The 24,556-nt window shown below is 70.5% G+C and carries 26 protein-coding genes; 16 read left to right on the top strand and 10 right to left on the bottom strand.

The genetic code is table 11. The features are described 5' to 3' along the window. Positions 1-69: 69 nt before the first annotated feature. Positions 70-1,941, top strand: a complete 1,872-nt coding sequence (locus DJ010_RS08380) for an acyl-CoA dehydrogenase (RefSeq protein ID WP_109693224.1) — start codon at positions 70-72, stop codon at positions 1,939-1,941. Between the two features lie 57 nt (positions 1,942-1,998). Here the strand turns inward: DJ010_RS08380 and DJ010_RS08375 are convergent, their stop codons facing one another. After that, positions 1,999-2,901 (bottom strand): LysR family transcriptional regulator ArgP, encoded by a 903-nt coding sequence (locus DJ010_RS08375; protein WP_109693223.1) that lies wholly within the window; start codon positions 2,899-2,901, stop codon positions 1,999-2,001. Positions 2,902-2,971: 70 nt separating this feature from the next. On the opposite strand from DJ010_RS08375, the gene DJ010_RS08370 reads away from it, so the two are divergent. The 8 genes from DJ010_RS08370 to DJ010_RS08335 all read left to right on the top strand — a co-directional run bounded on the left by DJ010_RS08370 (position 2,972) and on the right by DJ010_RS08335 (position 9,088). After that, on the top strand, positions 2,972-3,574 hold the full coding sequence (locus tag DJ010_RS08370; RefSeq protein ID WP_109693222.1) for a LysE/ArgO family amino acid transporter: 603 nt from the start codon (positions 2,972-2,974) through the stop codon (positions 3,572-3,574). Positions 3,575-3,589: 15 nt separating this feature from the next. Next, the gene (locus DJ010_RS08365) at positions 3,590-4,618 is read left to right on the top strand and encodes a family 43 glycosylhydrolase (protein ID WP_109693221.1); all 1,029 of its coding nucleotides are present in this window, start codon (positions 3,590-3,592) and stop codon (positions 4,616-4,618) included. A 47-nt stretch (positions 4,619-4,665) separates the two neighbouring features. Then, the gene (locus DJ010_RS08360; protein ID WP_109693220.1) at positions 4,666-5,253 is read left to right on the top strand and encodes a hypothetical protein; all 588 of its coding nucleotides are present in this window, start codon (positions 4,666-4,668) and stop codon (positions 5,251-5,253) included. Between the two features lie 21 nt (positions 5,254-5,274). Continuing rightward, on the top strand, positions 5,275-6,096 hold the full coding sequence (locus DJ010_RS08355; RefSeq protein WP_109693219.1) for a maleylpyruvate isomerase family mycothiol-dependent enzyme: 822 nt from the start codon (positions 5,275-5,277) through the stop codon (positions 6,094-6,096). Next, on the top strand, positions 6,093-7,031 hold the full coding sequence (locus DJ010_RS08350) for an oxidoreductase (protein WP_109693218.1): 939 nt from the start codon (positions 6,093-6,095) through the stop codon (positions 7,029-7,031). Before DJ010_RS08355 ends, DJ010_RS08350 begins: the two co-directional genes overlap by 4 nt. A gap of 81 nt (positions 7,032-7,112) precedes the next feature. Continuing rightward, positions 7,113-7,778 carry a hypothetical protein gene (locus DJ010_RS08345; protein ID WP_109693217.1) on the top strand — a complete coding sequence of 222 codons (666 nt, stop codon included), beginning with the start codon at positions 7,113-7,115 and terminating at the stop codon, positions 7,776-7,778. A gap of 87 nt (positions 7,779-7,865) precedes the next feature. Then, on the top strand, positions 7,866-8,579 hold the full coding sequence (locus DJ010_RS08340; protein WP_109693216.1) for a DUF6994 family protein: 714 nt from the start codon (positions 7,866-7,868) through the stop codon (positions 8,577-8,579). Positions 8,580-8,626: 47 nt separating this feature from the next. Then, on the top strand, positions 8,627-9,088 hold the full coding sequence (locus DJ010_RS08335) for a hypothetical protein (RefSeq protein ID WP_245927377.1): 462 nt from the start codon (positions 8,627-8,629) through the stop codon (positions 9,086-9,088). Between the two features lie 43 nt (positions 9,089-9,131). On the opposite strand, the gene DJ010_RS08330 is transcribed toward DJ010_RS08335, so the two are convergent. Genes DJ010_RS08330 through DJ010_RS08320 form a run of 3 tightly spaced genes read right to left on the bottom strand, consistent with a single transcriptional unit; the run spans position 9,132 to position 10,763 of the window. Further along, the gene (locus DJ010_RS08330; RefSeq protein WP_109693214.1) at positions 9,132-9,599 is read right to left on the bottom strand and encodes an MGMT family protein; all 468 of its coding nucleotides are present in this window, start codon (positions 9,597-9,599) and stop codon (positions 9,132-9,134) included. Beyond that, a complete protein-coding gene (gene merB, locus DJ010_RS08325) occupies positions 9,589-10,332 on the bottom strand; it encodes an organomercurial lyase (protein WP_211318717.1) in 744 nt (247 codons plus the stop codon). The genes DJ010_RS08330 and merB overlap by 11 nt, the downstream gene beginning before the upstream one ends. A 5-nt stretch (positions 10,333-10,337) precedes the next feature. Continuing rightward, positions 10,338-10,763, bottom strand: coding sequence for a GNAT family N-acetyltransferase (locus DJ010_RS08320; RefSeq protein ID WP_109693213.1), 426 nt, complete (start codon positions 10,761-10,763; stop codon positions 10,338-10,340). A 268-nt stretch (positions 10,764-11,031) separates the two neighbouring features. Between DJ010_RS08320 and DJ010_RS08315 the strand changes: the two genes are divergently transcribed. The 5 genes from DJ010_RS08315 (at position 11,032) to DJ010_RS22915 (ending at position 15,722) form a co-directional block, all read left to right on the top strand. Beyond that, positions 11,032-11,475 (top strand): hypothetical protein, encoded by a 444-nt coding sequence (locus DJ010_RS08315; protein WP_146207290.1) that lies wholly within the window; start codon positions 11,032-11,034, stop codon positions 11,473-11,475. A 51-nt stretch (positions 11,476-11,526) separates the two neighbouring features. Continuing rightward, entirely contained in the window at positions 11,527-12,081 is a 555-nt protein-coding gene (locus tag DJ010_RS08310) for a dihydrofolate reductase family protein (RefSeq protein ID WP_109693507.1), read from the top strand. A 499-nt stretch (positions 12,082-12,580) separates the two neighbouring features. After that, positions 12,581-13,813, top strand: coding sequence for a putative Ig domain-containing protein (locus tag DJ010_RS08305; protein WP_158282975.1), 1,233 nt, complete (start codon positions 12,581-12,583; stop codon positions 13,811-13,813). Between the two features lie 258 nt (positions 13,814-14,071). Next, the gene (locus tag DJ010_RS08300) at positions 14,072-14,716 is read left to right on the top strand and encodes a hypothetical protein (protein ID WP_109693210.1); all 645 of its coding nucleotides are present in this window, start codon (positions 14,072-14,074) and stop codon (positions 14,714-14,716) included. A 10-nt stretch (positions 14,717-14,726) separates the two neighbouring features. Next, positions 14,727-15,722 carry a helix-turn-helix transcriptional regulator gene (locus DJ010_RS22915; protein WP_281271127.1) on the top strand — a complete coding sequence of 332 codons (996 nt, stop codon included), beginning with the start codon at positions 14,727-14,729 and terminating at the stop codon, positions 15,720-15,722. Here the strand turns inward: DJ010_RS22915 and DJ010_RS08290 are convergent. From DJ010_RS08290 to DJ010_RS08265, 6 genes are all read right to left on the bottom strand, one after another. After that, a complete protein-coding gene (locus DJ010_RS08290; protein ID WP_109693209.1) occupies positions 15,701-16,495 on the bottom strand; it encodes a crotonase/enoyl-CoA hydratase family protein in 795 nt (264 codons plus the stop codon). The two genes, DJ010_RS22915 and DJ010_RS08290, sit on opposite strands and share 22 nt — an antisense overlap. A 43-nt stretch (positions 16,496-16,538) precedes the next feature. Continuing rightward, complete coding sequence (locus tag DJ010_RS08285) at positions 16,539-16,988, bottom strand: hypothetical protein (protein WP_109693208.1); 450 nt, start codon at positions 16,986-16,988, stop codon at positions 16,539-16,541. Between the two features lie 132 nt (positions 16,989-17,120). Continuing rightward, positions 17,121-18,725, bottom strand: a complete 1,605-nt coding sequence (locus DJ010_RS08280) for an amidohydrolase (RefSeq protein ID WP_109693207.1) — start codon at positions 18,723-18,725, stop codon at positions 17,121-17,123. 491 nt (positions 18,726-19,216) lie between these two features. After that, positions 19,217-19,837 carry a hypothetical protein gene (locus DJ010_RS08275; RefSeq protein WP_109693206.1) on the bottom strand — a complete coding sequence of 207 codons (621 nt, stop codon included), beginning with the start codon at positions 19,835-19,837 and terminating at the stop codon, positions 19,217-19,219. Positions 19,838-19,905: 68 nt separating this feature from the next. After that, positions 19,906-21,150 (bottom strand): fatty acid desaturase family protein, encoded by a 1,245-nt coding sequence (locus DJ010_RS08270; RefSeq protein ID WP_109693205.1) that lies wholly within the window; start codon positions 21,148-21,150, stop codon positions 19,906-19,908. Positions 21,151-21,158: 8 nt separating this feature from the next. Beyond that, positions 21,159-22,292 (bottom strand): ferredoxin reductase, encoded by a 1,134-nt coding sequence (locus DJ010_RS08265; RefSeq protein WP_245927374.1) that lies wholly within the window; start codon positions 22,290-22,292, stop codon positions 21,159-21,161. A gap of 97 nt (positions 22,293-22,389) precedes the next feature. On the opposite strand from DJ010_RS08265, the gene DJ010_RS08260 reads away from it, so the two are divergent. Next, positions 22,390-23,565: a PucR family transcriptional regulator gene (locus DJ010_RS08260; RefSeq protein WP_245927373.1), complete on the top strand. Its 1,176-nt coding sequence runs from the start codon at positions 22,390-22,392 to the stop codon at positions 23,563-23,565. Positions 23,566-23,587: 22 nt separating this feature from the next. Then, positions 23,588-24,550 (top strand): SGNH/GDSL hydrolase family protein, encoded by a 963-nt coding sequence (locus DJ010_RS08255; RefSeq protein WP_109693204.1) that lies wholly within the window; start codon positions 23,588-23,590, stop codon positions 24,548-24,550. Positions 24,551-24,556 lie beyond the last annotated feature (6 nt).

The raw sequence follows: 24,556 nt of genomic DNA, 5'->3' as shown, positions 1-24,556 counted from the left end.
TAAGTTACCGGTGAGTAGCCTGAATGCCGCTGCCACCAACACCTGCTATCGAAGAAGAACGGTGGGATTGTGAGCCACTACAAGAGCAACCTGCGCGACATCGAGTTCAACCTGTTCGAGGTGCTCGGGCGGGACGAGATCCTGGGGTCGGGCCCGTTCGCGGAGTACGACGTCGACACCGTGCGCGAGATCCTCGCCGAGGTCGACCGGATCTCCCGCGAGGACCTCGCGTCGTCGTACGAGGACAGCGACCGCAACCCGCCCGTCTTCGACCCGAAGACCAACACGGCGTCGCTCCCCGAGTCCTTCAAGAAGAGCTACGAAGCCTGGATGGAGGCCGAGTTCTGGCGCCTCCAGATCCCGGAGAGCATCGGCGGCCAGCAGGCCCCGTCCTCGGTCAACTGGTCGATCGCGGAGATGGTGCTCGGCGCCAACGCGCCGATCTGGATGTACGCCTGCGGCCCCGCGTTCGCCGGCGTCATCGAGAAGAACGGCACCGACCGCGACAAGCGGATCGCCGAGATCATCGTCGAGAAGCAGTGGGGCGCCACCATGGTGCTGACCGAGCCGGACGCCGGCTCCGACGTCGGCGCCGGTCGCGCGAAGGCCACCGCCAACGACGACGGCTCCTGGAACATCGAGGGCGTCAAGCGCTTCATCACCAGCGCCGAGTCCGACCTGCAGGAGAACATCATCCACCTGGTGCTCGCCCGCCCGGTCGGCGTCGAGGGCCACGGCGGTCCCGGCACCAAGGGTCTGAGCATGTTCATCGTGCCGAAGTACCACTTCGACCACGAGACCGGTGAGCTCACCGGCGAGCGCAACGGCGCCTACGTCACCAACGTCGAGCACAAGATGGGCATCAAGGTGTCCAACACCTGCGAGGTCACCTTCGGCGACCCGCAGGTCGGCGGCGGCGAGCCGGCCAAGGGCTGGCTGGTCGGCGAGGTGCACAACGGCATCGCCCAGATGTTCCAGGTCATCGAGAACGCGCGGATGATGGTGGGCACCAAGGCCATCGCCACGCTGTCGACCGGCTACCTCAACGCGCTGGAGTACGCCAAGGAGCGCGTCCAGGGCGCCGACCTGACCCAGGCCTCCGACAAGACCGCGCCGCGGGTGACGATCACCCACCACCCCGACGTCCGTCGCTCGCTGATGGTGCAGAAGTCCTTCGCCGAGGCGATGCGCGCGCTCGTGCTCTACACCGCCACCTGGCAGGACAAGGTGATGATCGCCTCGGCCAACGGCGAGGAGGACAAGCTCGCCGAGGCCGTCAACGACCTGCTGCTCCCGATCGTGAAGGGCTACGGCTCCGAGCGCTCGTGGGTGCTGCTGGGCACCGAGTCGCTGCAGACGTTCGGCGGTTCGGGCTTCCTGCAGGAGTACCCGGTCGAGCAGTACGTCCGCGACGCCAAGATCGACACCCTCTACGAGGGCACCACGGCGATCCAGGGCCAGGACTTCTTCTTCCGGAAGATCGTCAAGGACCAGGGCAAGGCGCTCGGCCACCTCGCCGGCGAGATCCAGTCGTTCATCGACTCCGAGGCCGGCAACGGTCGCCTCAAGAACGAGCGGGCGCTGCTCGCCACCGCTCTCGAGGACGCCAACGCGCTGGTCGGCCACATGATCAACGACCTGATGTCGGCCGACGTCAGCAACGGCGGCGATCTGCGCAACATCTACAAGGTGGGCCTCAACACCACCCGCCTGCTGATGCTGCTCGGTGACGTCGTCTGCGGCTGGCTGCTGCTGCGCCAGGCCGAGGTCGCGCTGGAGAAGCTGGCCGGCGACCCGGGCTCGGACAAGGCCTTCTACGAGGGCAAGGTCGCGGCCGCGCAGTTCTTCGCCGCCACCAACCTGCCGCGCCTCACGGCCGAGCGGGCGATCGCCGAGGCCACCGACCTGACGGTGATGGACCTCGACGAGGCTGCATTCTGACCTGATCGAATCGTCGACCCGGCCCGAGCTTCGGGCCGGGTCGGCGCATTTTTCGCGCTAGCTTGCGACGGGTCGGCGGAGGTGGGCGCGGGCGGCCGCGTGGACCGACTCCGTCAGCCGGGCGAGGACGGGGGAGTCGAGGCGCCAGCGCTGCCAATAGAGCGGTACGTCGATGCGGTGGTCCTGCTCGCGCCCGGGGAGCCGCACCAGCCGGCCGGCCTCGAGGTCGGGCAGCAGCTGCGGCTCGGGGAGGGTGCACCAGCCGAGCCCGCGGCGGACCGCCTCGTGGAAGTCGGTGGACGTGGGCACCCGGTGCTCGACGCGGGGGGTGACGCCGCGGCGGGCGAGCAGCTGGTGCTGGAGCTCGTCCTTCTCGTTGAACACCACGACCGGCATCCGCTCCCAGTCGATCCCGCGCCCGCGGCGCCAGCGCTCGACGAGCTCGGGTGACGCGGCGGCGCCGTACCGCAGCACGCCGAGCGGCTCGACCGCGCACCCCTGTACCGGGGTGGGGTCGCTGGTCACCGCCGCCAGCACCTCGCCGCTGCGCAGCAGGTCGGCGGACCAGGCCTGGTCCTCGACCCGCAGCCGGAGTGCCACGTTGTCCCAACCGGCGACGACCGACAGCACGTCGCGGAACCAGGTCGCGAGCGAGTCGGCGTTGACCGCGACCGCCAGGCCAACCACGACGTCCGGGTGGTCCGCGTCGTCGACGGCGAGCCGCGCCTCGTCGTACAGCAGCCGGGTCTGTCGCCCCAGGCGGACGTACGCCGCTCCGGCCGCGGTCGGGCGGCACGGCGTGGTCCGGCTGACCAGCACCTGGCCGGCCATCGTCTCCAGGGCGCGGATCCGCTGGCTGACCGCGCTGGCGGTCACGTGCAGCGCCTTGGCGGCCGCCTCGAACGAGCCCTGATCGGCGATGGCGACGAGCGCCTCCAGCTGGGCGGGCTGCGGTGTCATGAAGCAACGCTAATGGATCCGAAGAATCATTCGCTGGCCTGAACGGCGGAACGGTCCTACGTTCGACGGCATGACCACCGCTGCCGCCGCCGGCCTGCTCACCGGCCTGTCCCTGATCGTCGCGATCGGGGCGCAGAACGCGTTCGTGCTGCGGCAGGGCCTCGCCCGCCAGTACGTCGGCCCGGTGGTCGCGGTCTGCGCCCTCGCCGACGCCCTCCTCATCACCGCCGGCGTCAGCGGCATCGGCGCGATCGTCGAGCACGCCGACTGGGTGCTCGACGTGGTGCGCTGGCTCGGGGTCGCGTTCCTGGTCACCTACGCGGCGATGTCGCTGTGGCGGGCGCGCAAGCCCGAGACCCTCGAGGCGGCGCGGGCCGGGGCACCCTCCCGCCGTTCGGCGGTCGGCCGCGCGCTCGCGCTGACTTTCCTCAACCCGCACGTCTACCTCGACACCGTGCTGCTGCTCGGCTCGATCGCCAACCAGCAGGGCGGCAGGGACCGCTGGTGGTTCGCCGCCGGTGCGGTCGTCGCGAGCATCGTGTGGTTCACCGGCCTCGGCTACGGCGCGGGCGCGTTCCAGCGGCTGCTCGCAACGCCGCGCGCGTGGCAGGTGCTCGACGTGCTCATCGGCCTGACGATGTTGGCAATCGCCCTGTCCCTGGCGCTCGGCTGACCTAGAGTCCGGCGCGTGCTCCCTGTCCGCGCCGCGTTGACCGTGCTGGCGGCGGTGGTGGCGCTCGCCGTGACCGGCCCTGCGTCGGCGTACCCCGACCCGATCCTCACCACCGACCGCACCGGCGACCCGAGCGTCGTCGAGACCCGCGACGGACGGGTGCTGGTCGCGACCGGCCCGCTCGTCCGCCGCGCGCGGTGGGACCCGGGCCGGGGCTGGCGGTGGATCCGGCCGGCGCTGTCCCGGCTCCCGCGCTGGGCGATCGACGACGGCGACATCTGGGCCGCCGATCTCGCGAAGATCGATGGCCGCTGGGTGCTCTACTACTCCGTCCGCGTCGCCGGCCTCGGTCGCGGCGGCCGGTGCATCGGCACCGCCACCAGCCCGACGGCGTACGGCGCCTTCCGGCCCGTCGACGAGCGCCCGCTGGTCTGCTACCGCCGGGCCCGGACGCCGCGGGCCCACGACACCGTGCCCGGCGCGGGCAACCTCCCGGCCCGCGGGGTGATCGACCCGTCCTACTTCCGCGACGAGGACGGCACGGCCTACCTCCTCTACAAGACCGACCGCATCCCCTCCTCGATCCGTCTGCTGCCACTCGGGCCGCGCGGGCTGGCGCCGGCCGCGGGCCGGACGAGTATCGAGCTGGTGCGCGCCGGCTGGGTGATGGAGAACCCCGTCGTGCTGCGCCGCGGCGGGTACTACCACCTGTTCACGTCGGAGGACATCTGGTCGAAGTGCAGCTATCGCACGGTCTGGCGGCGCTCGACCGACCTCGCGACCTGGCCGCTCCGGCCGCGCCGGGTGCTGCTCAACAGAACGACCACCGACGGGCTGTGCGGCCCGGGTGGCGGCGACGTGCTCGTCGCCGACGGCAAGCCGCTGCTCTACTTCCACGGCTGGGTGCGCAACGACAACGGCCGCCCGCCGGAGCCACCGTTCGTCGCCGGTGGGCGCGGACCGGACGCGCGGCGGGTGCTCTACGGAGCGCGGCTGCGCTTCACCGACGACGTGCCGAGGGTGGCCCGCTACCTCGGGAGATGAGTAGCCGTGCTCAGGCGCCCGGCCCGGCGAACGCCGACGCTGGAGCCATGAGCACCCGCACCGCCGTACTCCCCGTCCTGGCGCTCGTCGCCGCCACCTCTGCCGGCTGCGCGCTCTCGAGCCATGACGACGAGGCGTTCCAGCTGGGCGACGACCTCGCGGCGCTGCCCGGCGTGGCGGCGGCCGAGGTCGACTACGTCGAGCCGGAGCTGTTCGACTCCGCCGACGTCAACCTGCGCGTCAGGATGCGCGACAGCGCGACGACCGAGCAGGTGGTCGCGGTGTTCGCGACCGTCTACGAGGCGTTGACCGACGTCCATGCCGGCGAGGAGGGGAACCTCGTCGTACGCCGGGGCGACGATCGGCTGGAGTTGCGCACCTTCGAGTCCGAGGCCGACGTCTCTGACGTCGAGGCGGCCGCGGAGGTGGCGGCGGACGTCGCGGGGCAGCAGGGCCGCACGCTGATCGAGGTGATGACGCAGGAGGTCGAGGAGGCACCCCACGTCGAGACGTCGGTGTGGGTCTGGCTGGCCAAGGGCTCCGACCAGGCGAAGGTCGACCGGGTGCGGACGGAGGTCGAGGAGGCGTACGGCGACCTGCCCGTCACCGTGGACGCCCGGGTCCGGGTGCGCTGAGGCGTCGTTACGATCGCCCGCATGAGCGATGCCGAGCGCCTTGCCCGTTACGTCGACGCCTGGTGGCAGGCCGTGGGTGACTTCACCGCCCTCCTCGACTCCCTCCGCGACGACGCGTGGGACAAGCCGACCGACCTGCCCGGCTGGGACGTCAAGGCGATCGCCGCCCACACCGCCCACCTGGAGAGCCTGCTGGCCGGCGGGCCGGAGGAGACCGCCGACATCGGCGACCCGCCCCCGGCGCACGTGACCGGCCCGATGGGGCAGTTCACCGAGATCGGCGTCGTGACCAGGCGCGACCGCGACCCGGCGTCGATCGCCGCCGAGATCCGCGAGCACACGAAGACGCGGTACGCCGCGCTGCAGGCCGACCCGCCCACCGACGCTGCTGCGCCGGCACCCGGCCTGTTCGGGATGATCGGGTGGAACCTGCAGACGCTGCTCCGCAACCGCCCCCTCGACATCTGGATGCACGAGCAGGACATCCGCCGCGCGCTGGACCTGCCGGGCGGGATGGACACCGTGCCGGCGAAGCACACAGCCGACTACCTGAGCGAGGGGTTCGGCTACGTGGTCGGCAAGAAGGTCCGCCCGGCGCCCGGCACCACGGCGGTGCTCGAGGTCGAGGGCAGCCCGGTCGTCGCCGTCGAGGTCGACGAGAACGGTCGCGGCCAGCGGCTCCCCGAACCACCCGCCGGCCCGACCGTGCGGCTGACCATGGACCGCGAGAGCTTCATCGTGCTGGCCGGCGGCCGTCGCGACGCCGCGCCGGGCGCAGTGAAGATCGAGGGCGACCAGGAGCTCGGCGCGCAGGTCGTGGCGAACCTCGGGACCACCCCGTGACGCAGACCGCTAGCGCCTGGCGCGTCGACGACATTCCCGACCAGACCGGCCGGACGGTCGTCGTCACCGGACCCACGATCGGTGGGCTCGGGCACTACACCGCGCTCGAGCTGGCGCGGAAGGGCGCCCGCGTCGTGCTGGCCGGCCGGACGCCGGCCAAGGTCGACGCCACGGCCGCGGCGATCCGCAAGGAGGTGCTGGGGGCGGAGCTCGAGACGGTCCAGCTCGATCTCGCCAGCCTGGACTCGGTGCGCAAGGCCGCCGCAGCCGCCGCGCGGCTCGGGGCGATCGACGTGCTCGTCAACAACGCAGGGGTGATGGCGACGCCGTACTCCCGCACGAAGGACGGCCTCGAGCTGCAGATGGCCACCAACCACTTCGGCCCGTTCCTGTTGACCGGGCTGCTGCTGCCGCAGCTGGTGGCGAGCGGGCAGGGACGGGTGGTCACGGTGTCGTCGCTGATGCACACGACCGCGCCGAGGGCACCGCTCGGCGACCCGCGCACGAAGCAGGGGCGCTACTTCCGCTGGCCGGTCTACGGTCAGACCAAGCTGGCCAACCTGCTCTTCACCGCAGAGCTCGACCGGCGCTGCGCCGCCGCCGGCGTGCCCGTCACCGCGCTCGCCGCCCACCCCGGCTTCGCCGGCACCCACCTCGTCGCCAACGGCCAGACCGGCCGCGCCCGCGGTGGCATCGCCACCATCCTCGACGCCGCGGTGAAGGTGGTCTCGCAGTCCGCGCAGGCCGGCGCCTGGCCGACACTGATGGCCGCCACCGCCGACCTGCCGGGCAACACCTACGTCGGGCCGAGCGGCCCGGGGCAGTACGGCGGTGCGCCCCAGGTCGTCGGTCGCACCAAGCTGGCGCGCGACGAGCGGGCCGCCGCGAAGCTGTGGGAGATCAGCGAGGAGACCGTGGGGCTGCAGTACCCCTGATCCCGCCCCCCGACCAAAGTCGGTGGTGCCGTCGACCTGCGGCCGATGCAGCCTCTGCTCGGCGGTTCCTAGCGTTGAGGCATGGTCGTGCAGCGTTGGGATCTCGAGGACGACGCAGGTCGGGCGCACCGGGTCGAGGCCGCGGGATCCACCCGCCACCAGGTGCGGTGGTACGTCGACGACGAGCTCGTCGCCGAGCGCACCTCCCTCGACGCCAAGATCACCCTCCGGTCGACCGACCGCGACGACCTAGGCTCGGTCGTCGTCCGGCACAGCCAGCTGGGCGCGCCCCGGCGCGCGACGCTGTTCGGCCCTGGCGGCGACGACCCCGCCGCCCTCGCCGGCGTCGGCGGCACCGAGCTCCTCCCCGAGCCCGGCTCGCCCGCGGCGTCGTACGCCGACCGGGTGCTGGCCCACCCCACCCGCTACACGATCCTCCAGACCGCCGGCGGGGTCGCGACGATCGTCGTCCCGATCCTGCTGGCTGCCCTGCTCGCCAAGCTCGCCTTCGCCCTGCCGCTGCCCGACATCCCCTGGCCGAACCTGCCGAACGTCAACGGCCCCGACCTCCCCGGCCTCCCGCTCCCCGACCTCGACCTTCCGGACTGGTCGCTGCCCGGGTGGGTGCGCGAGGTGCTGGACCACGCGAAGTTCGTCTGGCCCGTCCTGCTCGCCTTCTTCCTCGCGCGGGCGGAGATCCGGCGGCGCCGGCAGCAGAAGGAATCCACCACCAGCGTCGGTCGTTGAGGTGCGCGGCCGCCCGCGGCCGAGCCTCGAAACCATTGTTCGCCCAACGCCCGCCCACGTGTCGGCCGTCGGGCTTACGGTGTGCCCGTGGACGACGATGACATCGACGTCGGCTTCAACTTCCGCGACGACCCCGACTACAGGGGAGACGCAGATCGAGACAGCCGCAAGCTGAAGCGCTGGCACCAGCGTCTGTGGAACAAGGCGCTGCCCGACGGTCGGGTTGTCGAGTGCGTGGTCGACCCAGCGACCGGAGGTCTGGTTCATGGCGGTGTGCCCGTGTCCAGCGACACCATAGCGACCACCCACTCCCGATATTCGGGAGCCAAGAGCCTCTGGGCGGAGTTCGCCGAAGAGGAGCAAGAGGCCTACGAGCGGTCGATCTACACCGTCAGCGCCTTCATCATCTTCCCGGTCCGGCCTCAGTCGCTGAACCAGCGAAGAGGTACGACGTGGGCAATCTCGGACAGGTTCGACCTCACCCTCGAGTGCATCCGACAGCACTACCTCGGTATGACCGGCAGCCCGCTCGCCGACGTGCTGGCTGTCGACGCTCACTACTTCCGGCTGTTCGGCGAGGGCCTGACTGGCTTCATCACCTATGTGGAGTTCTTCCACCTGCAGGACCTGGTCGCCGACGGCACCATCCGTTGGTTCGACGAGTTCGACGGCAACGCCTGGGACTTCACGTCGCCGCCCTTGCCTCAGTCCGAGGCTTCGTACCGGCGTTACCTCAGCAACGTCGCGGCCTTCGTGGCAGCGCGGGGGGAGCGCATCGACGCTTGGCGCAAGGCGGCCTAGTGGACTGGACGAGAGCAGGCCTCAGCGCTGATGGTTTCGACGGATTCGTGCGCTTCGCAGATCTCCCCGTGTCGGTCGTCCCGACGGGTCCCGGCGTCTACGTCGTGATGCGGGAACGGTCCGACGCTCCGGCCTTCCTGGCTGATAGCCCGGCCGGCTGGTTCAAGGGCAAGGACCCCTCAGTCGATCGTCAAGACCTCGCGCGGGCATGGGTCGACGGTGCGGAGGTGCTCTACATCGGGAAGGCAGCGGGAGGGCAGACGGGGCGTCGCGGCATCGCGAAGCGACTCGACGAGTTCCGACGGCACGGAGCTGGGCAGCCGGTCGGACACTGGGGCGGAAGGTATCTCTGGCAGCTCGCAGACAGTGCCGATCTCGTTGTCTGCTGGCAGGAGACTCCTAGCAGTGATCCCGAGGACATGGAGTCCGAGCTCATCACTCGCTTCGTCGCTGATTGGGGCGCGCGACCGTTCGCCAACCGCAAGGCCGGCCGAGCTCAACGATCCTGACGCCAGCTGCCCGCGATCCGGGGTTTGGGGCCGGATAGAAGCGTCAGCGTCCTGGGGCGCAGTCTCGGCAGGAGTACTGCACCTTCTCGTGCTTCCAGCAGGGTTCTGGTGTCCTCACCTGTCTTGCCCTGGATCGACTCGCGGTTGAGCCGCCACCGGCGGCGGGGCCAGATCTTGCGAGGCCGGCAACGCGTCCGTCATTCGTGAACGGCACGCCTTCGCTGGCGAGGACGGACCGCGCCCATGCGACCCACTTGCGACTGCGCTCATCCTCTTCATTGTCCAAGAGCGTTCCGTTGGCCTTGACCACTCGCCACCACGGGATGTCGTGATCCTGTGGTGGAGTCGTCATCCAAGCGTCGTTGTCGGGCCGATTGCCGAGCACGTTGCCAACCGCTCGGGCGTGGTTGCGGGTGAGCCCGACCCGCTCGGCGAGGTCGCCGTAGGTGATCACCGTGCCGGCGGGAATCGCGCGGACTGCTGCGAAAACGGTCTCGGGATCAATCCTCATGCGAGGGATCCTCCCAGTTGCCCCCGCTCACACGAGCCGATTGCCTGAAGCCGCGGGCCGTAGCTCCACGCCAGCGGCACCGGCGGCTCACAGTCCCCAGAACGACCCCGACAGCCCGACGCTGCGGAAGTACTCGGCCGCAGCACTCGGCTCCCGGCGCACGTAGCCGCGCTCGAGGCGACCGGCGTACCAACCCGACGCGAGGCGCCAGGTCCATCACGTAGCCGCGCGCGCGGCCCTCGACCGCCAACCAGGAGTCGACGCACGCCTCGGAGCAGAAGATCCGCTGGCGGGCGCAGGTGTGGACGACGTCGTCCCAGATCCGCGCGGCGGGCACCAGGAAGTGCGCGACCTGTGCACCCGCAGGTGGGCCGCTGTCGTCGACGCGCCACGCATGCGCCGTCGAGCAGGCCGGGCACGCGGTCGCGACCAGCATCGGGCCCTGGTCGGACAGCAGGTGCGGCAGCGCGAAGGAGTCCCAGGCGCAGCCACCCCACCACAGCCGGTCGCGGCCCATCACGGAGAACCCGAGCGGCACCGCCGTGAACGGGTGCGCCATGGCGATCTCGCCGTGCGCGTCGAGCGCGACGTGCCGCTGCGTGGCGAGCTCCGCCAAGCCGGACCGCACCTCGTCCTGGGTGACGTCGAGCTCGTCCGCCAGGCCGGCGACGCGAGGAGTCCGTCCGTCCCGAAAGGCTGCGTAGACGGCGAGCCGCAGGTCCTCGGTGTCCATGCCGCCTACCTCCCGGGTTGCTCGCGGATCATCAGGATCTCGGGATCGGGAACCGGTGTGAACCCGAACCGCTTGTAGAGCTCGTGCGCATCGCCTGTCGCGAGCATCACCCGCTTGAGGCTCATCGGCTGGAGCTCGGCCACCACCGCCTCGACCAGCCGCACCCCAAGCTGGTGCCCCCGATGGGCCCGATCGACGTACACGTCGCACAGCCAGGCGAACGTCGCCCCGTCCGTCACCACCCGCGCATACCCGACCTGCTCGCCGTCGCGGGTGAACGCCCCGAAGTTGAGCGACCCCCGTGCCGCCTTCTCGACCACCTCCCGGGAGCGACCGAGCGACCAGTAGGCGTCGGTGGACAGCCAGTGGTGCACCCGGTCGAGATCCATCCGCGTCAGGTCGGACGAGACCTCGTAGCTGTCGGCGGCCATGGGTCGATCCTCCCAGCCGCCCGGTCGTCGTGTAGGCCGAGCCGCCGCACGCCGCCGGTCGTCGAGTAGCGATGTTTCCAGCCGCCCGGTCGTCGAGTAGCTGTCGCTTTGGTCGTCGAGTAGCCCGAGCCGCTAGGCGAGGGCGTATCGAGACGCCGCACGCCAAACGCAACACCGTCACCACCATGAAGCACGCGCAGAAGCGGCCCCGGCCGATGAGTTCGCGTCCCGACTCCGGTCGTCACCCTTGGCATCTCGAGGAGGCACGATGAGAAGTGAAGCGATGGAGCAGCTGGACGTCCTGACCGGCACCTGGCGTACGACGATGAGCGACGCCTGGTTCCTGGAGCCGGCCGACCTCGAGGTGCCGGGCTCGGCCACCGTCGAGTGGCTCGGCGAGGCGTTCGTGGTCCTCCGCTGGCTGACGCCGGACGAGACCGGATCGACGACGAACGAGACCGTCCTCGTTCTCGGCCGCAGCGACGCGAACGACACCTACTCGGCGCTCTACCACGACGAGCGCGGCGTCTGCCGGGTGTTCGCGATGACCTTCGACGGCTCGCGATGGGAACTGAACCGCGAGGACCCCGACATGTTCCAGCGGTTCATCGCCGACCTGACGCCGGATCGGATCGCCGGTCGCTGGGAGGCGTCGGACGACCGCGGCGCGACATGGCGCAAGGACTTCGACCTCGTGTTCGAGCGGGAGTAGCAGCAGCGCAGTCATGAGCTCCGCTTCACCTCGTGGTGGTAGACCGGTGTGATGGGCCGCTTGTTGATCACGGAGAACATCACCGCCGATGGGCGGATCGAGATGCTCGACGAGTGGTTCGACCCGTCTCCCGGCGGAGGTATCGATGCCTGGCTGGAGGGGATGCAATGCGCGGGTGCATCCTCGAACGCGGTGATTCTCGGCCGGCAGACCTTCGAGGACTTCCGCGGCCACTGGCCGCACCACACCGACGAGCCGGCAGGCGCGTACGTGGACCAGGTGCAGAAGTACGTCGTCTCCTCGTCGATGACCGATCCGCAGTGGCTCAGCTCGACGATTCTCTCCGGCGACCCGGTCGACGAGGTTCGTCGGCTCAAGGACTCCGGCGGCGGCGACCTGACGCTGGCCGGGAGCATCACCTTGGCTCACGCCGTCCTCGCGGCCGGGCTCGTCGACGAGCTTCGCCTGCTCGTCTTCCCCTACGTCCAGGGCCGCGGAAAGTGCCTGGTCCCTGAGGGCCTCGCGATCCCTCGCCTCGAGCTGACCGAGGCGCGTGCCTTGCCTTCCGGCGTGGTGTTGCTCCGCTACGCCATTGCCAGCAGCTGAGCCGCTTGGCCGAGACATCGGGGTGATGCACGCTTAATCTCGGCGCAAAGACACCCCTACTCGTGGGCACCCGCGGGCCTGAGCACACTCAATGATGGTCGAGTCGTTCCCGACCGCTCTGGTGCGGTGTGACGAGACCGACGCTCTTGAGGCGCTGGGTCGAGCGGCTCAGCTCCTAGCTAGGAAGGGCCGAGCACAGCGACACCGCTAACCGCAGACCAGCAGGCGTGGGCGGGCCGAGCATCAACGCCTGATTCGCATGCGAGCCAAGCAAGGATGCATGTGACCGGATTTGCTACGCGTCCGGGGCGGCACACCTAGAATGACCCATCGGGCGTGGTCGGTACCGGCCTGAGGGGCGCTCGCAAAGAAGTGATGTGGAGTTCCCTTGCGAAGTCTCCTGGTTTGTGTAGCAGTTGGTGTGGCATCGGTTTTCGGCTCTTCCGCCGCGGCACCCGCGAACTCGGTGCCAGCCTCCGAGTCAGCGATGACGAGTTCATTGTCGATCACGACGTCGGCGTTGCCTGCCGGCCAGGTGGGCAAGCGATACGGGTTGACGTTGAGGACAGCTGGGGGAAGGTTTCCCTACAAGTGGGTCATCACCAGTGGGTCGCTCCCGGCGGGGTTGAAGCTCAGCACGAGCGGCCGCATCTCTGGGATACCAACGCTTTCAGGATCTTCGTCGGTGACCGTTCAGGTCACCGACGGGAAGGGCGCCACTGCATCGCGCGGTTACACGCTGGTCGTCAGCGGGAAGATCCTGTACCAACGCGGGGGCAGGCTCGACAAGCTTGTGGTGATGAATGCGGACGGGACCGGGCAAAAGCTTCTCACCCCCGCCACTGCCAGCGACGAGCATGCAGCGTGGTCGCCGGACGGGTCGAAGATCGCGTTCACGTCGAGCAAAGCGCTCGGCAACAAAGGGATCTTTGTCATGACCGCCAGCGGCCGCAAGCGGGTCAACCTCTCAAAGCCGGTAGATCAGTACGACCAGTTCCCGGCGTGGTCGCCGGACGGCTCGAAGATCGCGTTCGGACGCCAAGAGTTCGAGGGCGGAGTGGGTACCACCTACGCCATCTGGTCGATGAACGCTGACGGGTCCGGGCAGACCATGCTCGCCACCGCAGACAGCGGGGCAAGCACCGGCGTTTTCGCCGGCGGCCCCAGGTGGTCGCCGGACGGTTCGAAGATCGCCTTCACGCGGGGCGGTGAGGTCTTCGTGATGAACGCTGACGGGACCGGACTGACCAATCTCACCAACGCCAGTGGCCGGCAGGAGGGGCCGGTGTGGTCGCCCGACGGGTCGAAGATCGCGTTCACGAGCAGCCACGGAAGCTGGTTGAACGACGAGATCTACGTGATGAACGCTGACGGGTCCGGACAGACCAGGCTCACCAACGACAGCCTCCGCGACACCGACTATGTCTGGTCACCGGACGGGTCGAAGCTGTTGTTCACGAAGGGCAGTTTCGTTTGTTCGGGACCTGGCTGCCCGCCGAACGACATCGAGATCTACGTGATGAACGCTGACGGGTCCGGACAGACAAGGCTCACCGACAACGACTACTCAGACTCCCAACCGAACTGGTCGGCGGACGGTTCGAAGATCGTCTTCGTGAGCGGCCCCAACCTCACGTCGGAGATTTATGTCATGAACGCGGACGGGTCCGCAAAGACCGCTCTCACGAAGAACAAGAGCCAACGGAACAAGTACCCGGAGTGGTCGCCCTAACTCGACGGAGACTGGTGGAAGGGACGCGTCGCCCGGGGCAACGCACACCCGGCGGAGCGACGCGATAGCAAGGACCCGGTTGAGCTGACCCTTCGGCGGTCCGCAACATGGGTCACCTGGCCCGATCCCAGCGCATGGTGCAGGTGCACCATGCGCTGACAGCCCCGGCATCGGCAGGTTGGCGGCATGACTACCACCTCTCCCTCGCCAACAACCGCGACCACCGCCCCGCCGCTCTCCAGAGCAGTCCAAGTCGGGGTGGGGGCGTGCCTGATCCTGGCCGGCCTGACCAACGGCCTCGGGCAGTACGTCGGCGAGCTGCTGATGCCCGAGCTCGACGACTTCAGCGCCCAGATCCGCTGGGGCGCGGAGCACACGGCAATCCACGGCGCCGAGCAGGCGGCGCTGCTGGTGAGCATGCTCGTGCTGCCGCTCGGGTTCCTCGGGCTGGCCCAGCTCACCAGGTGGGGGGCGCCGCGGATGACGGCGGTCGGGGTGGTGCTGACGATGTGGGGGATGTGGGGCTTCCACAACGTCGTGGCGCTCGGGTACGGGGCGGGGACGGTCGGGCCGTCGGCGATCGGGGTGGACGAGGCGGTCGAGCTCAACGAGGGCTACCTCGACCATGTCGGTACGGCGGTGACGGCGCTGTTCCCGCACCTGCTCGGGTCCTTCTTCGGGCTGCTGCTCCTGGCCGGGGCGGGGCTGAAGGGGCGGTGCCTGCCGAAGGTGCCGCTGGTGCTGCTGATGGCGTTCCTCGTGTGGGACTTCCTGCTGCCGGCGTTCGGGCCGCTGGAGGCGCACCTGCTGCTGACGGTGTCGCTGGTCTGGCTCGGGATCCACGTGGTCCGGATGGCGCCGGAAGTCTGGCGGAAACCGATCGCCGACCAGAGCGCGGAGTGATACTGAGCCGGTGAGTCGCGCGCTGCCCTGGGTCGCCGGAACGGTCGGGCTCACGCTGCTGCTCCTGACGGTGACCATCAGCTCCGACCCGGGCCTGTGGAAGCAGGTCCTGGTCGCGCTCGTGCTCGGCGTGCCCGGCGGTCTGAGCGCGGCTCAGCACCCGCGGAACACAGTGGGCTGGCTGCTGCTGGCGGTCAGCCTGCTGTTCGCGCTGTCCGCGTTCACGTCGCAGTGGGTCGAGACGGGTCACGGCTCCGGTGCGGCGTGGGCGGTCTGGTTCACCGACCGGCCGTCGGCCGCCCTGGTCCCGCTGACGCTGCTGGCGCTGGTGCTGCTCCCGGACGGGCGGCTGCCGTCACCGGTGTGGCGGCCGCTGCTGGCGACGGTTCTCGGGATGCAAGGCCTGATGATCCTCGTCTGGTGCCTGCTCGACGGACCGGCGGCCAACCCGGACTCGGACTGGCAGGTCGACCCCGACAACCCGGTCGGCGTGCTCCCGCACTCCTGGGAGGAGCCGCTCGCCGTCGTCGACGACTGGGTCCTCCAGGTGCCCTTCGTGCTGGTGCTCGTCGCCCTCGCAGTCCGGCTCCGCCAGCCGGAAGCCCGCGAGCAGATGAGAATGCTGCTCCTGGCCACCGCCGCGTTCGTGCTGCTCGTCGTCCTCGGTCACGCGCTGTGGCCGGCGGCGGCGGACGTGCTCGACCTGCTGGGCGCCGTGCTCCTCGGCGTCGGGTTCGGGGCGACGCTGCTGCGCACGCCGCCACCAGAGACCGAGGACGGCTCCATCCTCGAGGACGGCACGCTCTCGACCAGGGAGCGCGAGGTGCTGGAGCTGGTCGCCGAGGGGCTGACCAACAAGGAGATCGCCGACCGGCTGTTCATCTCGCCGATCACGGCGCGCAACCACGTCAGCCGGATCCTCGGCAAGCTCGAGCTCGAGAACCGCACCCAGGCCGCGACCTGGCTCAACCGCCGGAAGGCGGATCAGCGGCTCCGCGGCCCGTAGGCGGCGTCGGACTTCTTGAACGCCGCCTCGCGGGCCGCCTTCGTGTTGCGGGCGGCGAGGAGGAAGGCCTGCTCGACGCGCTCGCGGGCGAAGGTGCGGCGCGAGGAGCGGTGGTAGCTGGCGTTGAAGAGGCGCTTGGCGGCGGCGAGGGCGTCGGGGGACTTCGTCGACAGGTCGGCGGCGAGGCGGACGGCGGCGGCGACGGGGTCGTTGTCGAGCTTGGTCACGAGGCCGAGCTCGGAGGCGCGGCTGCCGTCGAAGACCTCGGCCGTCATGGTGAGCAGCTTGGCCTGGTCGATGCCGACGACCTCGGTGAGGCTGACGATGCCGGACATGTCGGGGATCAGGCCCCACTTGCCCTCGAGCACCGACCAGCGCGAGTCGGGAGTGGCGATCCGGAAGTCGGCGGCCAGCGCGATCTGGAGGCCGCCGCCGAGGCAGTGGCCGTGGACGGCGGCGATGACCGGCACCGGCACCCGGCGCCACGCCCAGCACGCCTCCTGGAAGAGGTTGGTGCCGCGCCACGGCAGCGGCACGAACGCCTTCGCGACGCCGGCGGGGTTCTTCAGCACGTTCGCGAAGTCGAGGCCGGCGCAGAACGCGTCGCCCTCGCCGGCGATGACCACGGCGCGCAGGTCCTTGTCCTTGCGCAAGTCCCGGGCGGTGGTCACCAGGTCCTGGAGGATCGCCAGCGTCAGCGCGTTGAGCTTGTCGGGCCGGTCCAGCCGCACGTGGGCGATGCCGTTCTCGACGTGGCAGGTCACGTTGCTCATGACCCGGATACTACCCGCAGGTAACTTGCGGGGAAGGAATGTGTCAGTCGTCGTACGGGTCGTCGGTCAGCCAGAAGCAGACGCGGACGAGCCCGTCCTTCTGCCGTACGGCGGACGTGCCGACCGCCTTGCCGAGCGACTCCGCGACCTCGCGGCCGATCCGGCCGATGACCTCGACGCGAGCGATGTCGGTCTCGTCGAGGACCTCGTGGTACTGGCCGTACTGCTCGTACATCAGCGTGATCGCGCTACGGGTGCGGGCCTCCTCCTCGTCGACGGGCTCGGCGGGAGCCGGCTCGGAGAGGTCGGGGGCGAAGCCCAGGTCCATCTGGGGGACCGGCAGGGCGCGCACCCAAGTGGCGCCGAGGGTCTGGTCGACCTCCTGGCCGACGAGGCCCTCGAAGGCGTCGCCGTTGCGGCGCCACTTCAGGATGCGGGGAGGGGGGCTTGTCGCGTCGTCCGAGTAGTCGTTCGCGAAGAGCTGGTCCGACATGTGATGGCCCCTTATGAGGCGAGTGCCTCGGTGTAGCCGCGACGAACGGCGGGTGTTGCCGGGGACCGGGGTGCTAGACCAATCGTCGACTTGGACTATCGACGTTACGCGTTATCCACCAGAAAGCAACTCTCAGAGCCGGTGAACGGGTTCTCCTGCCACCCAGGTCGACACCACCGTCGTCGCACCGATCGTCCCCGGGTCCTGGAACGGGTCGAGGTCGAGGACGACGAGGTCGGCGTCGGCGCCAGGGGCGATGCGTCCTGCATTGTCGAGGTGGTTGATCCACGCGGAGCCGGAGGTGTACGCCGCGAACGCGGTCTCGATCTCCAGCGCCTGGTCAGGGAGGAACGGCTCGTTGCCGGCGCGGCCCGGTTCGCCGTGCGCCGTGCGGTGGACGGCGGTGTGCAGCGCCGCGAGCGGGTCGGGTGTGCTGACCGGCCAGTCGCTGCCGGCGACGAGGCGGGCGCCGGCGCGGCGGAGGTCGCCGAACGGGTACTGCCGGCCGCTGCGCTCCTCGCCGAGGAACGGCAGCGTCAGGTCGACCATCTGGTCGTCGAGGCACGCCCACAGCGCCTGGATGTTGGCGCTGACGCCGAGCCGGTCGAACCGGGGTACGTCGTCGGGGTGCACCAGCTGGAGGTGGGCGATGTGGTGTCGGTGCGCCGGGTCGGTGCCCTCGAAGGCGTCGAGCGTCTCGCGCACCCCGCGGTCGCCCAGGCCGTGCACGTGGATCTGGAACCCGTGGCCGTCGAGCGCGTGGAAGGCGCGGCGCAGGTCGGCGGGGTCGACGAAGGAGATGCCGGCGTTGTCGGTGGCGTGCCCGCAGCGGTCGAGGTAGGGCTCGACGAGCGCGGCGGTGCCGTTCTCGACCACGCCGTCCTGCATGAACTTCACCGCGGTCGCGGAGAACCGCCCGCCGCTCAGCTCGTCGCGCCGGCGCAGCAGGTCGTCGACCTGCTCGAGCCCGCGGGTGCGCTGCCACCACAGCGCGCCGACCACGCGGGCGGTCAGCACGCCGTCGCGGGCGGCAGCGGCGTACGTCGGGCCGATGTCCTCCATGCCCGAGTAGGCGCCGACGATCGCGTCCTGCCAGGCGGTGACGCCGAGTGAGTGGAGGTAGCGCTGGCCCTCCAGCAGGCCGGCGCTCAGCTCGCTCTGCGACGTGGCCGGGAGGTGCCGCGTGACCAGCCCCATCGCGCCCTCCTGGAGCATGCCGGTCGGCGCACCCGAGGTGTCCCGCTCGAGGAAGCCGTCGTCCGGGTCCGGGGTGCCGGCGTCGATCCCGGCGATCCGCATCGCGGCGCTGTTGACCCAGGCGCCGTGGTGGTCGGCGTTGGGGAGGAACACCGGCCGGTCCGGGAGGATCCGGTCGAGCGAGGCCGCCGTCGGCGTACCGCCCGGGAACGCCGCCATCGCCCAGCCGCCACCGCGGACCCACTCCTCGTCCGGGTGGTCGGCGGCGTACGACGCGATGCGCTCCAGGTACTCCGGCTCGGTCCGCAGCTCGCTCAGGTCGCACCGGATCCGCTCGAGCCCGCCCTGCACGGCGTGCACATGGGCGTCGACGAAGCCGGGGGCCAGGAGCCCCCCGGCCACGTCGACGACCCGTGCGCCGCTGGGCGGGTCGACGTCGCCGACCGCGGCGATCTTGTCGCCCTCGATGACCACGGTCGACGGCGGGCCGAGGTGGCGGTGTCCGTCGAAGACGTGGGCGTTGGTGAAGACGGTGAGCACGGGGTCCAGGGTGCCACCGGGGTGCCGGGGGCGGGCAGGTTACAGGCGTCTCGATACGTCCACGCCTAGCGGCTCGGGCTACTCGACGACCGAAGGGCGGGGCTTGGTCGTCGAGTAGGCGTCGCGAGGGACGAGCGACGACGTATCGAGACGCGGTGGGGCCGGTCGTCGAGTAGGCGTCGCGAGGGACGAGCGACGACGTATCGAGACGCGGTGAGGGTCTCGACAAGCTCGACCACCGGGGCGGTGGGACTTGGTCGTCGTATCGAGACGCGGTGGGGCTTGGTCGTCGAGTAGGCGTCGCGAGGGACGAGCGACGACGTATCGAGACGCGGTGAGGGTCTCGACAAGCTCGACCACCGGGGCGGTGGGACTTGGTCGTCGTATCGAGACGCGGTGAGGGTCTCGACAAGCTCGACCACCGGGGCGGTGGGACTTGGTTGTCGTATCGAGACGCGGTGAGGGTCTCGACGGGCTCGACCACCGGGGGACTACCGGTAGAGCTGGATGGTGTCGGTCTTGTCGACGAAGGTGAGGATGCCGGCGTCGACGCCCCAGATCTCGTCGACCGGCTGGTCGAGGGCGACGTCGTAGTCCATGCGCGGGCCGTCGACGACGATCCGGTCCTTCTTCACCGTGTAGGCCTCGTCGTTGCGCGGCACGGGGATGCCGGCCTCGTCGTCGGCGACGGGGCAGCGCTCGTCGTCGGCGGCGCCGTCGCTGATGAGCGAGCCGTCGGAGGTCGCGACGGTCCAGGACTTCTCGGAGTCGCAGATGAGGACCTGGTCGTAGCCGACCGGGGCGAGCAGGGCACCGCCGTAGGCCGACTCCTGCCACAGCACCGAGCCGTCGGCGTCGTAGGCGGTGATCGCGGTGCCCTCGTCGATCTCCCAGCTGGAGGAGACGACCACGACGTCACCGACGGCGACGGCGTGGGTGGGCGACCAGTCCTCGTCGAGCTGGACCGACCAGGCCAGGGAGGCGTCGTCGGAGACGAGCACCGGCGCGGCGACGTCGGTGTCAGGCTCGCCGCCCATGGCGGGCTGGCAGGCGGTGAACGCGGCGACGAGCGCGGCGAGGGGGAGGATCGGGGCGAGGGGCTGGAGGTTCATGGCCAGCACCGTCCCCGGCCGGTCCGCACCTCATGCGGGACCGGCCTCCGAATCGTTCTCGAGAACGATCAGGCCGCGGCGACGTACTCCTGCTCCTGCTTGGCCTTGCGCTCCAGCAGCTTCAGCATGACGCGGCGCTTGCGCTTGTCGGCCGTGGTGATCTTGTAGAGCGCGACCAGCTGCTGCGGCAGGTTCTTGGCGTTGGTGGTGGCCAGCCAGCCGTTGGGCAGCGAGAGCCGCACGACCTTGTGCCAGGCCGAGTAGACCTGGGGCACCAGCGGGCGGCTGCAGTAGGTGAGGTCGTACTCGTCGAAGAGCGCGCGCACCTTCGGCGCCACCTCGGCGTAGCGGTTGCTCGGCAGGTCCGGGAACAGGTGGTGCTCGATCTGGTGGCTGAGGTTGCCGGTCATGACGTGCATGGCCTTGGAGCCGGAGATGTTGGCAGAGCCCAGCATCTGGCGGAGGTACCACTCGCCGCGGGTCTCCTTGTCCGGGATCGCGGCCTTCTCGAACGTCTCGACGCCCTCGGGGAAGTGCCCGCACATGATGACCGAGTGCGACCAGAGGTTGCGGACGATGTTGGCGATGAAGTTCGCAGCAAGGGTCGAGACGAACGAGCCGGTCGGCACCGACAGCAGCGGGTGGACGACGTAGTCCTTGGTCGCCTGCTTGCGGATCTTCTGCAGCGTGGCGGACAGGCCCTTCTTGAAGGACTCGGGCCGGCGCTCCTTCGGCATCTGCAGGTGGCGGCCGAGGTCGAGGTCGTACGCCGCGATGCCGTACTCGAAGAAGCAGGCGTTGATGAAGTTCCACAGCGGCTGGCCCAGGTGGGCGGGCGCCCAGCGCTGGCCCTCGTCGACGCGCATGATGCCGTAGCCGAGGTCGTTGTCCTTGCCGAGGATGTTCGTGTAGGTGTGGTGGATCTGGTTGTGCGAGTGCTTCCAGGCCTCCGAAGGGGTCGCGTTGTCCCACTCCCAGACCGAGGAGTGGATCTTCGGGTCGCGCATCCAGTCCCACTGGCCGTGGAGGATGTTGTGGCCGATCTCCATGTTGTCGAGGATCTTGGAGATCGAGAGGCCGATCGTGCCGGCGACGAACGCCGGCGGGAACACGCTGCCGAGCAGGACGGCCCGGCTGCCGAGCTCGAGGTAGCGCTGGGTCTTGATCATCCGGCGGATGTAGGCCGCGTCGGACTCGCCGCGGGAGTCGATGACCTCCTGGCGGATGGCGTCGAGGCGCTTGCCGATCTCCTCGATGTCTTCCGGGCTGAGGTGGGCGATCGGGTTCTCGGCCTTCTTGGTGATGGCAGTCATGGGATCTCCTAGTGGTCGAGGTGGCAGTCGCCGGCGGCTGCGCTGATGCAGGTCTGGATCTTCACGCCGCCCGGGTCGGTCTCGCCGGGCACGGCGACGGTGGTCTCACCGGTGCGGAGGTCGCGCACAGCGCCCTCCTTCATCGGCAGAACGCAGCCCATGCAGATGCCCATCCGGCAGCCGCTGGGCATGAGGACGCCGGCCTCCTCGGCGGCGTCGAGGATCGGGGTGGCGCCGTCGGCCTCGACGACGGTGCCGTCGGCGAAGGCGACCGAGCCGCCCTCGCCCGCCTCGGTGAGCAGGGCCGGGCGGAAGCGCTCGGTGCTGAGGGCGAGCCCGCGCTCGTCGTACCACTGCTCGAGGGCGTCGAGGAGGCCGCTCGGGCCGCAGGCGTACGCCGTGCGGGCGCCGATGTCGGGCACGAGCGACTCGAGGCGGGCCAGGTCGAGCAGCCCGTCGCGGTCGTCGAAGTGCTCCACCAGGCGGATCCGGCCGGCGGCGGCGTGCGCGCGCAGCTCGTCCTTGAAGATCGAGTGGGGCTCGGCCTGGTTGACGTGGACGAGGGTGATGTCGGTGGTCGGCGCGACGGCCTTCGAGAACAGGTTGCGCAGCATGCCGATGACCGGCGTGATGCCCGAGCCGGCGGTCACCAGCAGCAGCTGCTGCGGGATCGGCATCGGGAGCACGAAGTCGCCGGCGGGCTGCTGGAGGTGCACCAGCTCCCCGGCGCGGACCTTGCGCACCAGGTGGTGGGAGACCACGCCGCCGGGGATCGCCTTGACGGTGATGCTGATGTGGCCGTCCGGGCGCGGGCCGTGGGTCAGCGAGTAGCAGCGCCAGAGGCGGACGCCGTCGACGTCGACGCCGACCTGGACGTACTGGCCCGGCTCGTGACCGTTCCAGTCCCGGCCCGGCTTGATGACGATGGTCGCGGCGTCGGAGGTTTCGGGCTCGACCGCGACGATCCGGCCGCGCAGCTCGGTGCCGGCGCGCAGCGGGTGGAACTGGTCGAGCACGTCGTCGATCGACAGCGGGGTGACGGCGGCGTCGGCCATCGCGCGCAGGCGGCGTCGCAGCCCGTCCCGGCGGCCGCGCTGCGCGCTGCGGACGAGGAAGGGGGTGGAGAGACTGCTGGAACTCACACCCCCACACTTCCTGATCAGAGCGGTAAGGTCATGACAGGTGACGGTGAATCCAAGCGCACTTTTTGTGCGCTGCGGACAAAAACGGGGTGAGGGCGTGGCGCGTCGCAGCTCGGTCAGCGACCTGGTGCTGCCGCCCGAGCTCGTCGTCGCGATGCGGGCCGCGCTGCCGACCGTCGCCGAGGACGTCGTGGCCGCCGTGATCGAGGAGGTGCCGAGCTACACCGACGCGTTCAGCGGCCCGATGGGGGAGACCATCCGGTCGGCCGTGCAGCTGGCGCTCGGCGGGTTCCTCTCGCAGGTCTCCGAGCGGCGGCGCGAGGGCGAGCCGAGGGTGGTGCCCGCGATCGAGGGCGCCTACCAGCTCGGGCGCGGCGAGGCGCGCAGCGGGCGCAGCTCCGAGGCGTTGCTCTCGGCCTACCGGATCGGCGCGGGCGTGGCCTGGCAGCGGCTGTCGGCGGTGGCGGTCGAGAACGGCGTCGACGCGGAGGTGATGGCGTCCTTCGCGCAGGCGGTCTGGGCCTACATCGACGAGGTCTCGGCCGCCAGCGTTTCCGGCCACGGCGACGAGTCGGCGACGGCCGGGCGGGTGAAGCAGCGGCTGCTCGACCGGATCTCCCGCCACCTGTTGACCGGTGCGCCGGAGAAGACCGTCGTCGCGGCCGCCGAGCGCGCGGACTGGGCGCCGCCGTCGACGCTGACCGCGGTGATCGTGCCGGAGTCGGAGGTCGGGTCGGTGCTCCAGCTGGTGCACACGGGCACCCTGCAGGCGACCGACCTGCCCGAGCTCGACGCGGCCGTGCTGCTGATGGTGCCGGACGCGCACGGACGCAGGCGGTCGGCGCTGCTCCGCGCGGTCGAGGGTCGGGAGTGCCTGGTGGGTCCGTCGCGTCCGTGGCTGCAGGTGCGGTCGTCGTACGACCGGGCGCTGCGGGCCCAGGAGCGCGGGCTGGAGGCCGACACCGAGGCGCACCTGCCCGAGCTGGTGCTGACCGCCGACCCCGAGGCCCTGGCGGACCTGCGGACGACGGTGCTCGCGCCGCTGTCCGGCTTGCGGCCGGCCAGCGCGGCGAAGCTCGCCGAGACGCTGCGCGCCTGGCTGTTGCACCAGGGTCGGCGCGACGACATCGCGGCCGCGCTGTTCGTGCACCCGCAGACGGTGCGCTACCGGATGGCGCAGCTGCGCGACCTCTTCGGCGACCAGCTCGAGGACCCGCAGAAGGTGCTGGCGCTGACGATCGCGCTGGGTGTCTCGCCGGAGCCGTCGGAATAGGTGCGCTCCGTACCGTGGAGTGATGCGTCGTACCTCTCCCCGCCGGACCTTGCGCGCCGTCGTCGCCGTGACGCTGGTTGCCGCGCTGACGGGCTGTGCCGGTGACGGGGACGGGTCGGGCGGGGCGGGCGACTCGGGCGGCTCGGGCGGCTCCGCGGAGTCGACCGGCTCGGACGCGTCCGGAGGGTCGAGCGACGCCGGACTGCAGGTGGGCGGGTCGTACGTCGCGCTCGGGGACTCCTACACCGCGGCGCCGCTGGTCGGGTCGTCCACCGACTTCACCGACGGCTGCTTTCGCTCGGCGGAGAACTACCCCGCGCTGGTCGCGGAGCGGCTGTCCCTCGAGCTGACCGACGTGAGCTGTGGTGGGGCGACGACCCGCGACCTGGCCCGGGGCCAAGCCACCATGACAGGAGAGACCGTGCCGCCCCAGCTGGACGCGGTGTCCGCGGACACGGACCTGGTGACCATCTCGCTCGGCGGCAACGACTTCGGCCTGTTCGCGGGCCTCGTCCAGGGGTGCGGCTGGACGGTCTCGCGGGAGCAGGCCGACGCGCCCTGCGCCGAGGTCGCCGGCGACGACCCGGCGGACGCGGAGCGCACCATGGACCGGATCCGGCAGCGGCTGGTGGCCGGCATCGACGCCGTGCTCGAGCGCGCACCCCAGGCACGGGTCGTCGTGGTCGGCTACCCCCAGATCGCGCCCGAGCGCGGCGGGTGCGCCTCGCTGCCCGTCGCGCGCGGGGACGCCGGGGTGGCCAGGACGGTCAACGAGCAGCTCACCGAACAGCTGCGCGCGGCGGCGACGGCCGCGGGGGTCGAGTACGTCGACGTCTTCGCCGCCACCGAGGGGCACGACCTCTGCAGCGACGACCCGTGGATCGCCGACGGGTCCGTCCGGCCGCCGGAGGCGGCGCCGTACCACCCGCTGGCGCCGGAGCAGGAGATGGTCGCCGACCTGCTGGTCGAGCTGCTCGCCGGCTGAGCCGGG

The organism is Nocardioides silvaticus, from assembly GCF_003160695.1.
In the GTDB taxonomy this organism is placed as follows: domain Bacteria; phylum Actinomycetota; class Actinomycetes; order Propionibacteriales; family Nocardioidaceae; genus Nocardioides; species Nocardioides silvaticus.
The sequence above is the reverse complement of the archived record's forward strand: the minus strand, read 5'-3'. Positions and strand labels throughout refer to the sequence as shown.

What these genes read in the sequence shown, in the direction of transcription:
- DJ010_RS08375 (WP_109693223.1), bottom strand. Translation starts at nt 2,901, where the DNA reads ATGACACCGCAGCCCGCCCAGCTGGAGGCGCTCGTCGCCATCGCCGAT.
- DJ010_RS08370 (WP_109693222.1), top strand. Translation starts at nt 2,972, where the DNA reads ATGACCACCGCTGCCGCCGCCGGCCTGCTCACCGGCCTGTCCCTGATC.
- DJ010_RS08360 (WP_109693220.1), top strand. Translation starts at nt 4,666, where the DNA reads ATGAGCACCCGCACCGCCGTACTCCCCGTCCTGGCGCTCGTCGCCGCC.
- DJ010_RS08355 (WP_109693219.1), top strand. Translation starts at nt 5,275, where the DNA reads ATGAGCGATGCCGAGCGCCTTGCCCGTTACGTCGACGCCTGGTGGCAG.
- DJ010_RS08345 (WP_109693217.1), top strand. Translation starts at nt 7,113, where the DNA reads ATGGTCGTGCAGCGTTGGGATCTCGAGGACGACGCAGGTCGGGCGCAC.
- DJ010_RS08330 (WP_109693214.1), bottom strand. Translation starts at nt 9,599, where the DNA reads ATGAGGATTGATCCCGAGACCGTTTTCGCAGCAGTCCGCGCGATTCCC.
- merB (WP_211318717.1), bottom strand. Translation starts at nt 10,332, where the DNA reads ATGGACACCGAGGACCTGCGGCTCGCCGTCTACGCAGCCTTTCGGGAC.
- DJ010_RS08320 (WP_109693213.1), bottom strand. Translation starts at nt 10,763, where the DNA reads ATGGCCGCCGACAGCTACGAGGTCTCGTCCGACCTGACGCGGATGGAT.
- DJ010_RS08315 (WP_146207290.1), top strand. Translation starts at nt 11,032, where the DNA reads ATGAGAAGTGAAGCGATGGAGCAGCTGGACGTCCTGACCGGCACCTGG.
- DJ010_RS08310 (WP_109693507.1), top strand. Translation starts at nt 11,527, where the DNA reads ATGGGCCGCTTGTTGATCACGGAGAACATCACCGCCGATGGGCGGATC.
- DJ010_RS08290 (WP_109693209.1), bottom strand. Translation starts at nt 16,495, where the DNA reads ATGAGCAACGTGACCTGCCACGTCGAGAACGGCATCGCCCACGTGCGG.
- DJ010_RS08285 (WP_109693208.1), bottom strand. Translation starts at nt 16,988, where the DNA reads ATGTCGGACCAGCTCTTCGCGAACGACTACTCGGACGACGCGACAAGC.
- DJ010_RS08275 (WP_109693206.1), bottom strand. Translation starts at nt 19,837, where the DNA reads ATGAACCTCCAGCCCCTCGCCCCGATCCTCCCCCTCGCCGCGCTCGTC.
- DJ010_RS08270 (WP_109693205.1), bottom strand. Translation starts at nt 21,150, where the DNA reads ATGACTGCCATCACCAAGAAGGCCGAGAACCCGATCGCCCACCTCAGC.
- DJ010_RS08255 (WP_109693204.1), top strand. Translation starts at nt 23,588, where the DNA reads ATGCGTCGTACCTCTCCCCGCCGGACCTTGCGCGCCGTCGTCGCCGTG.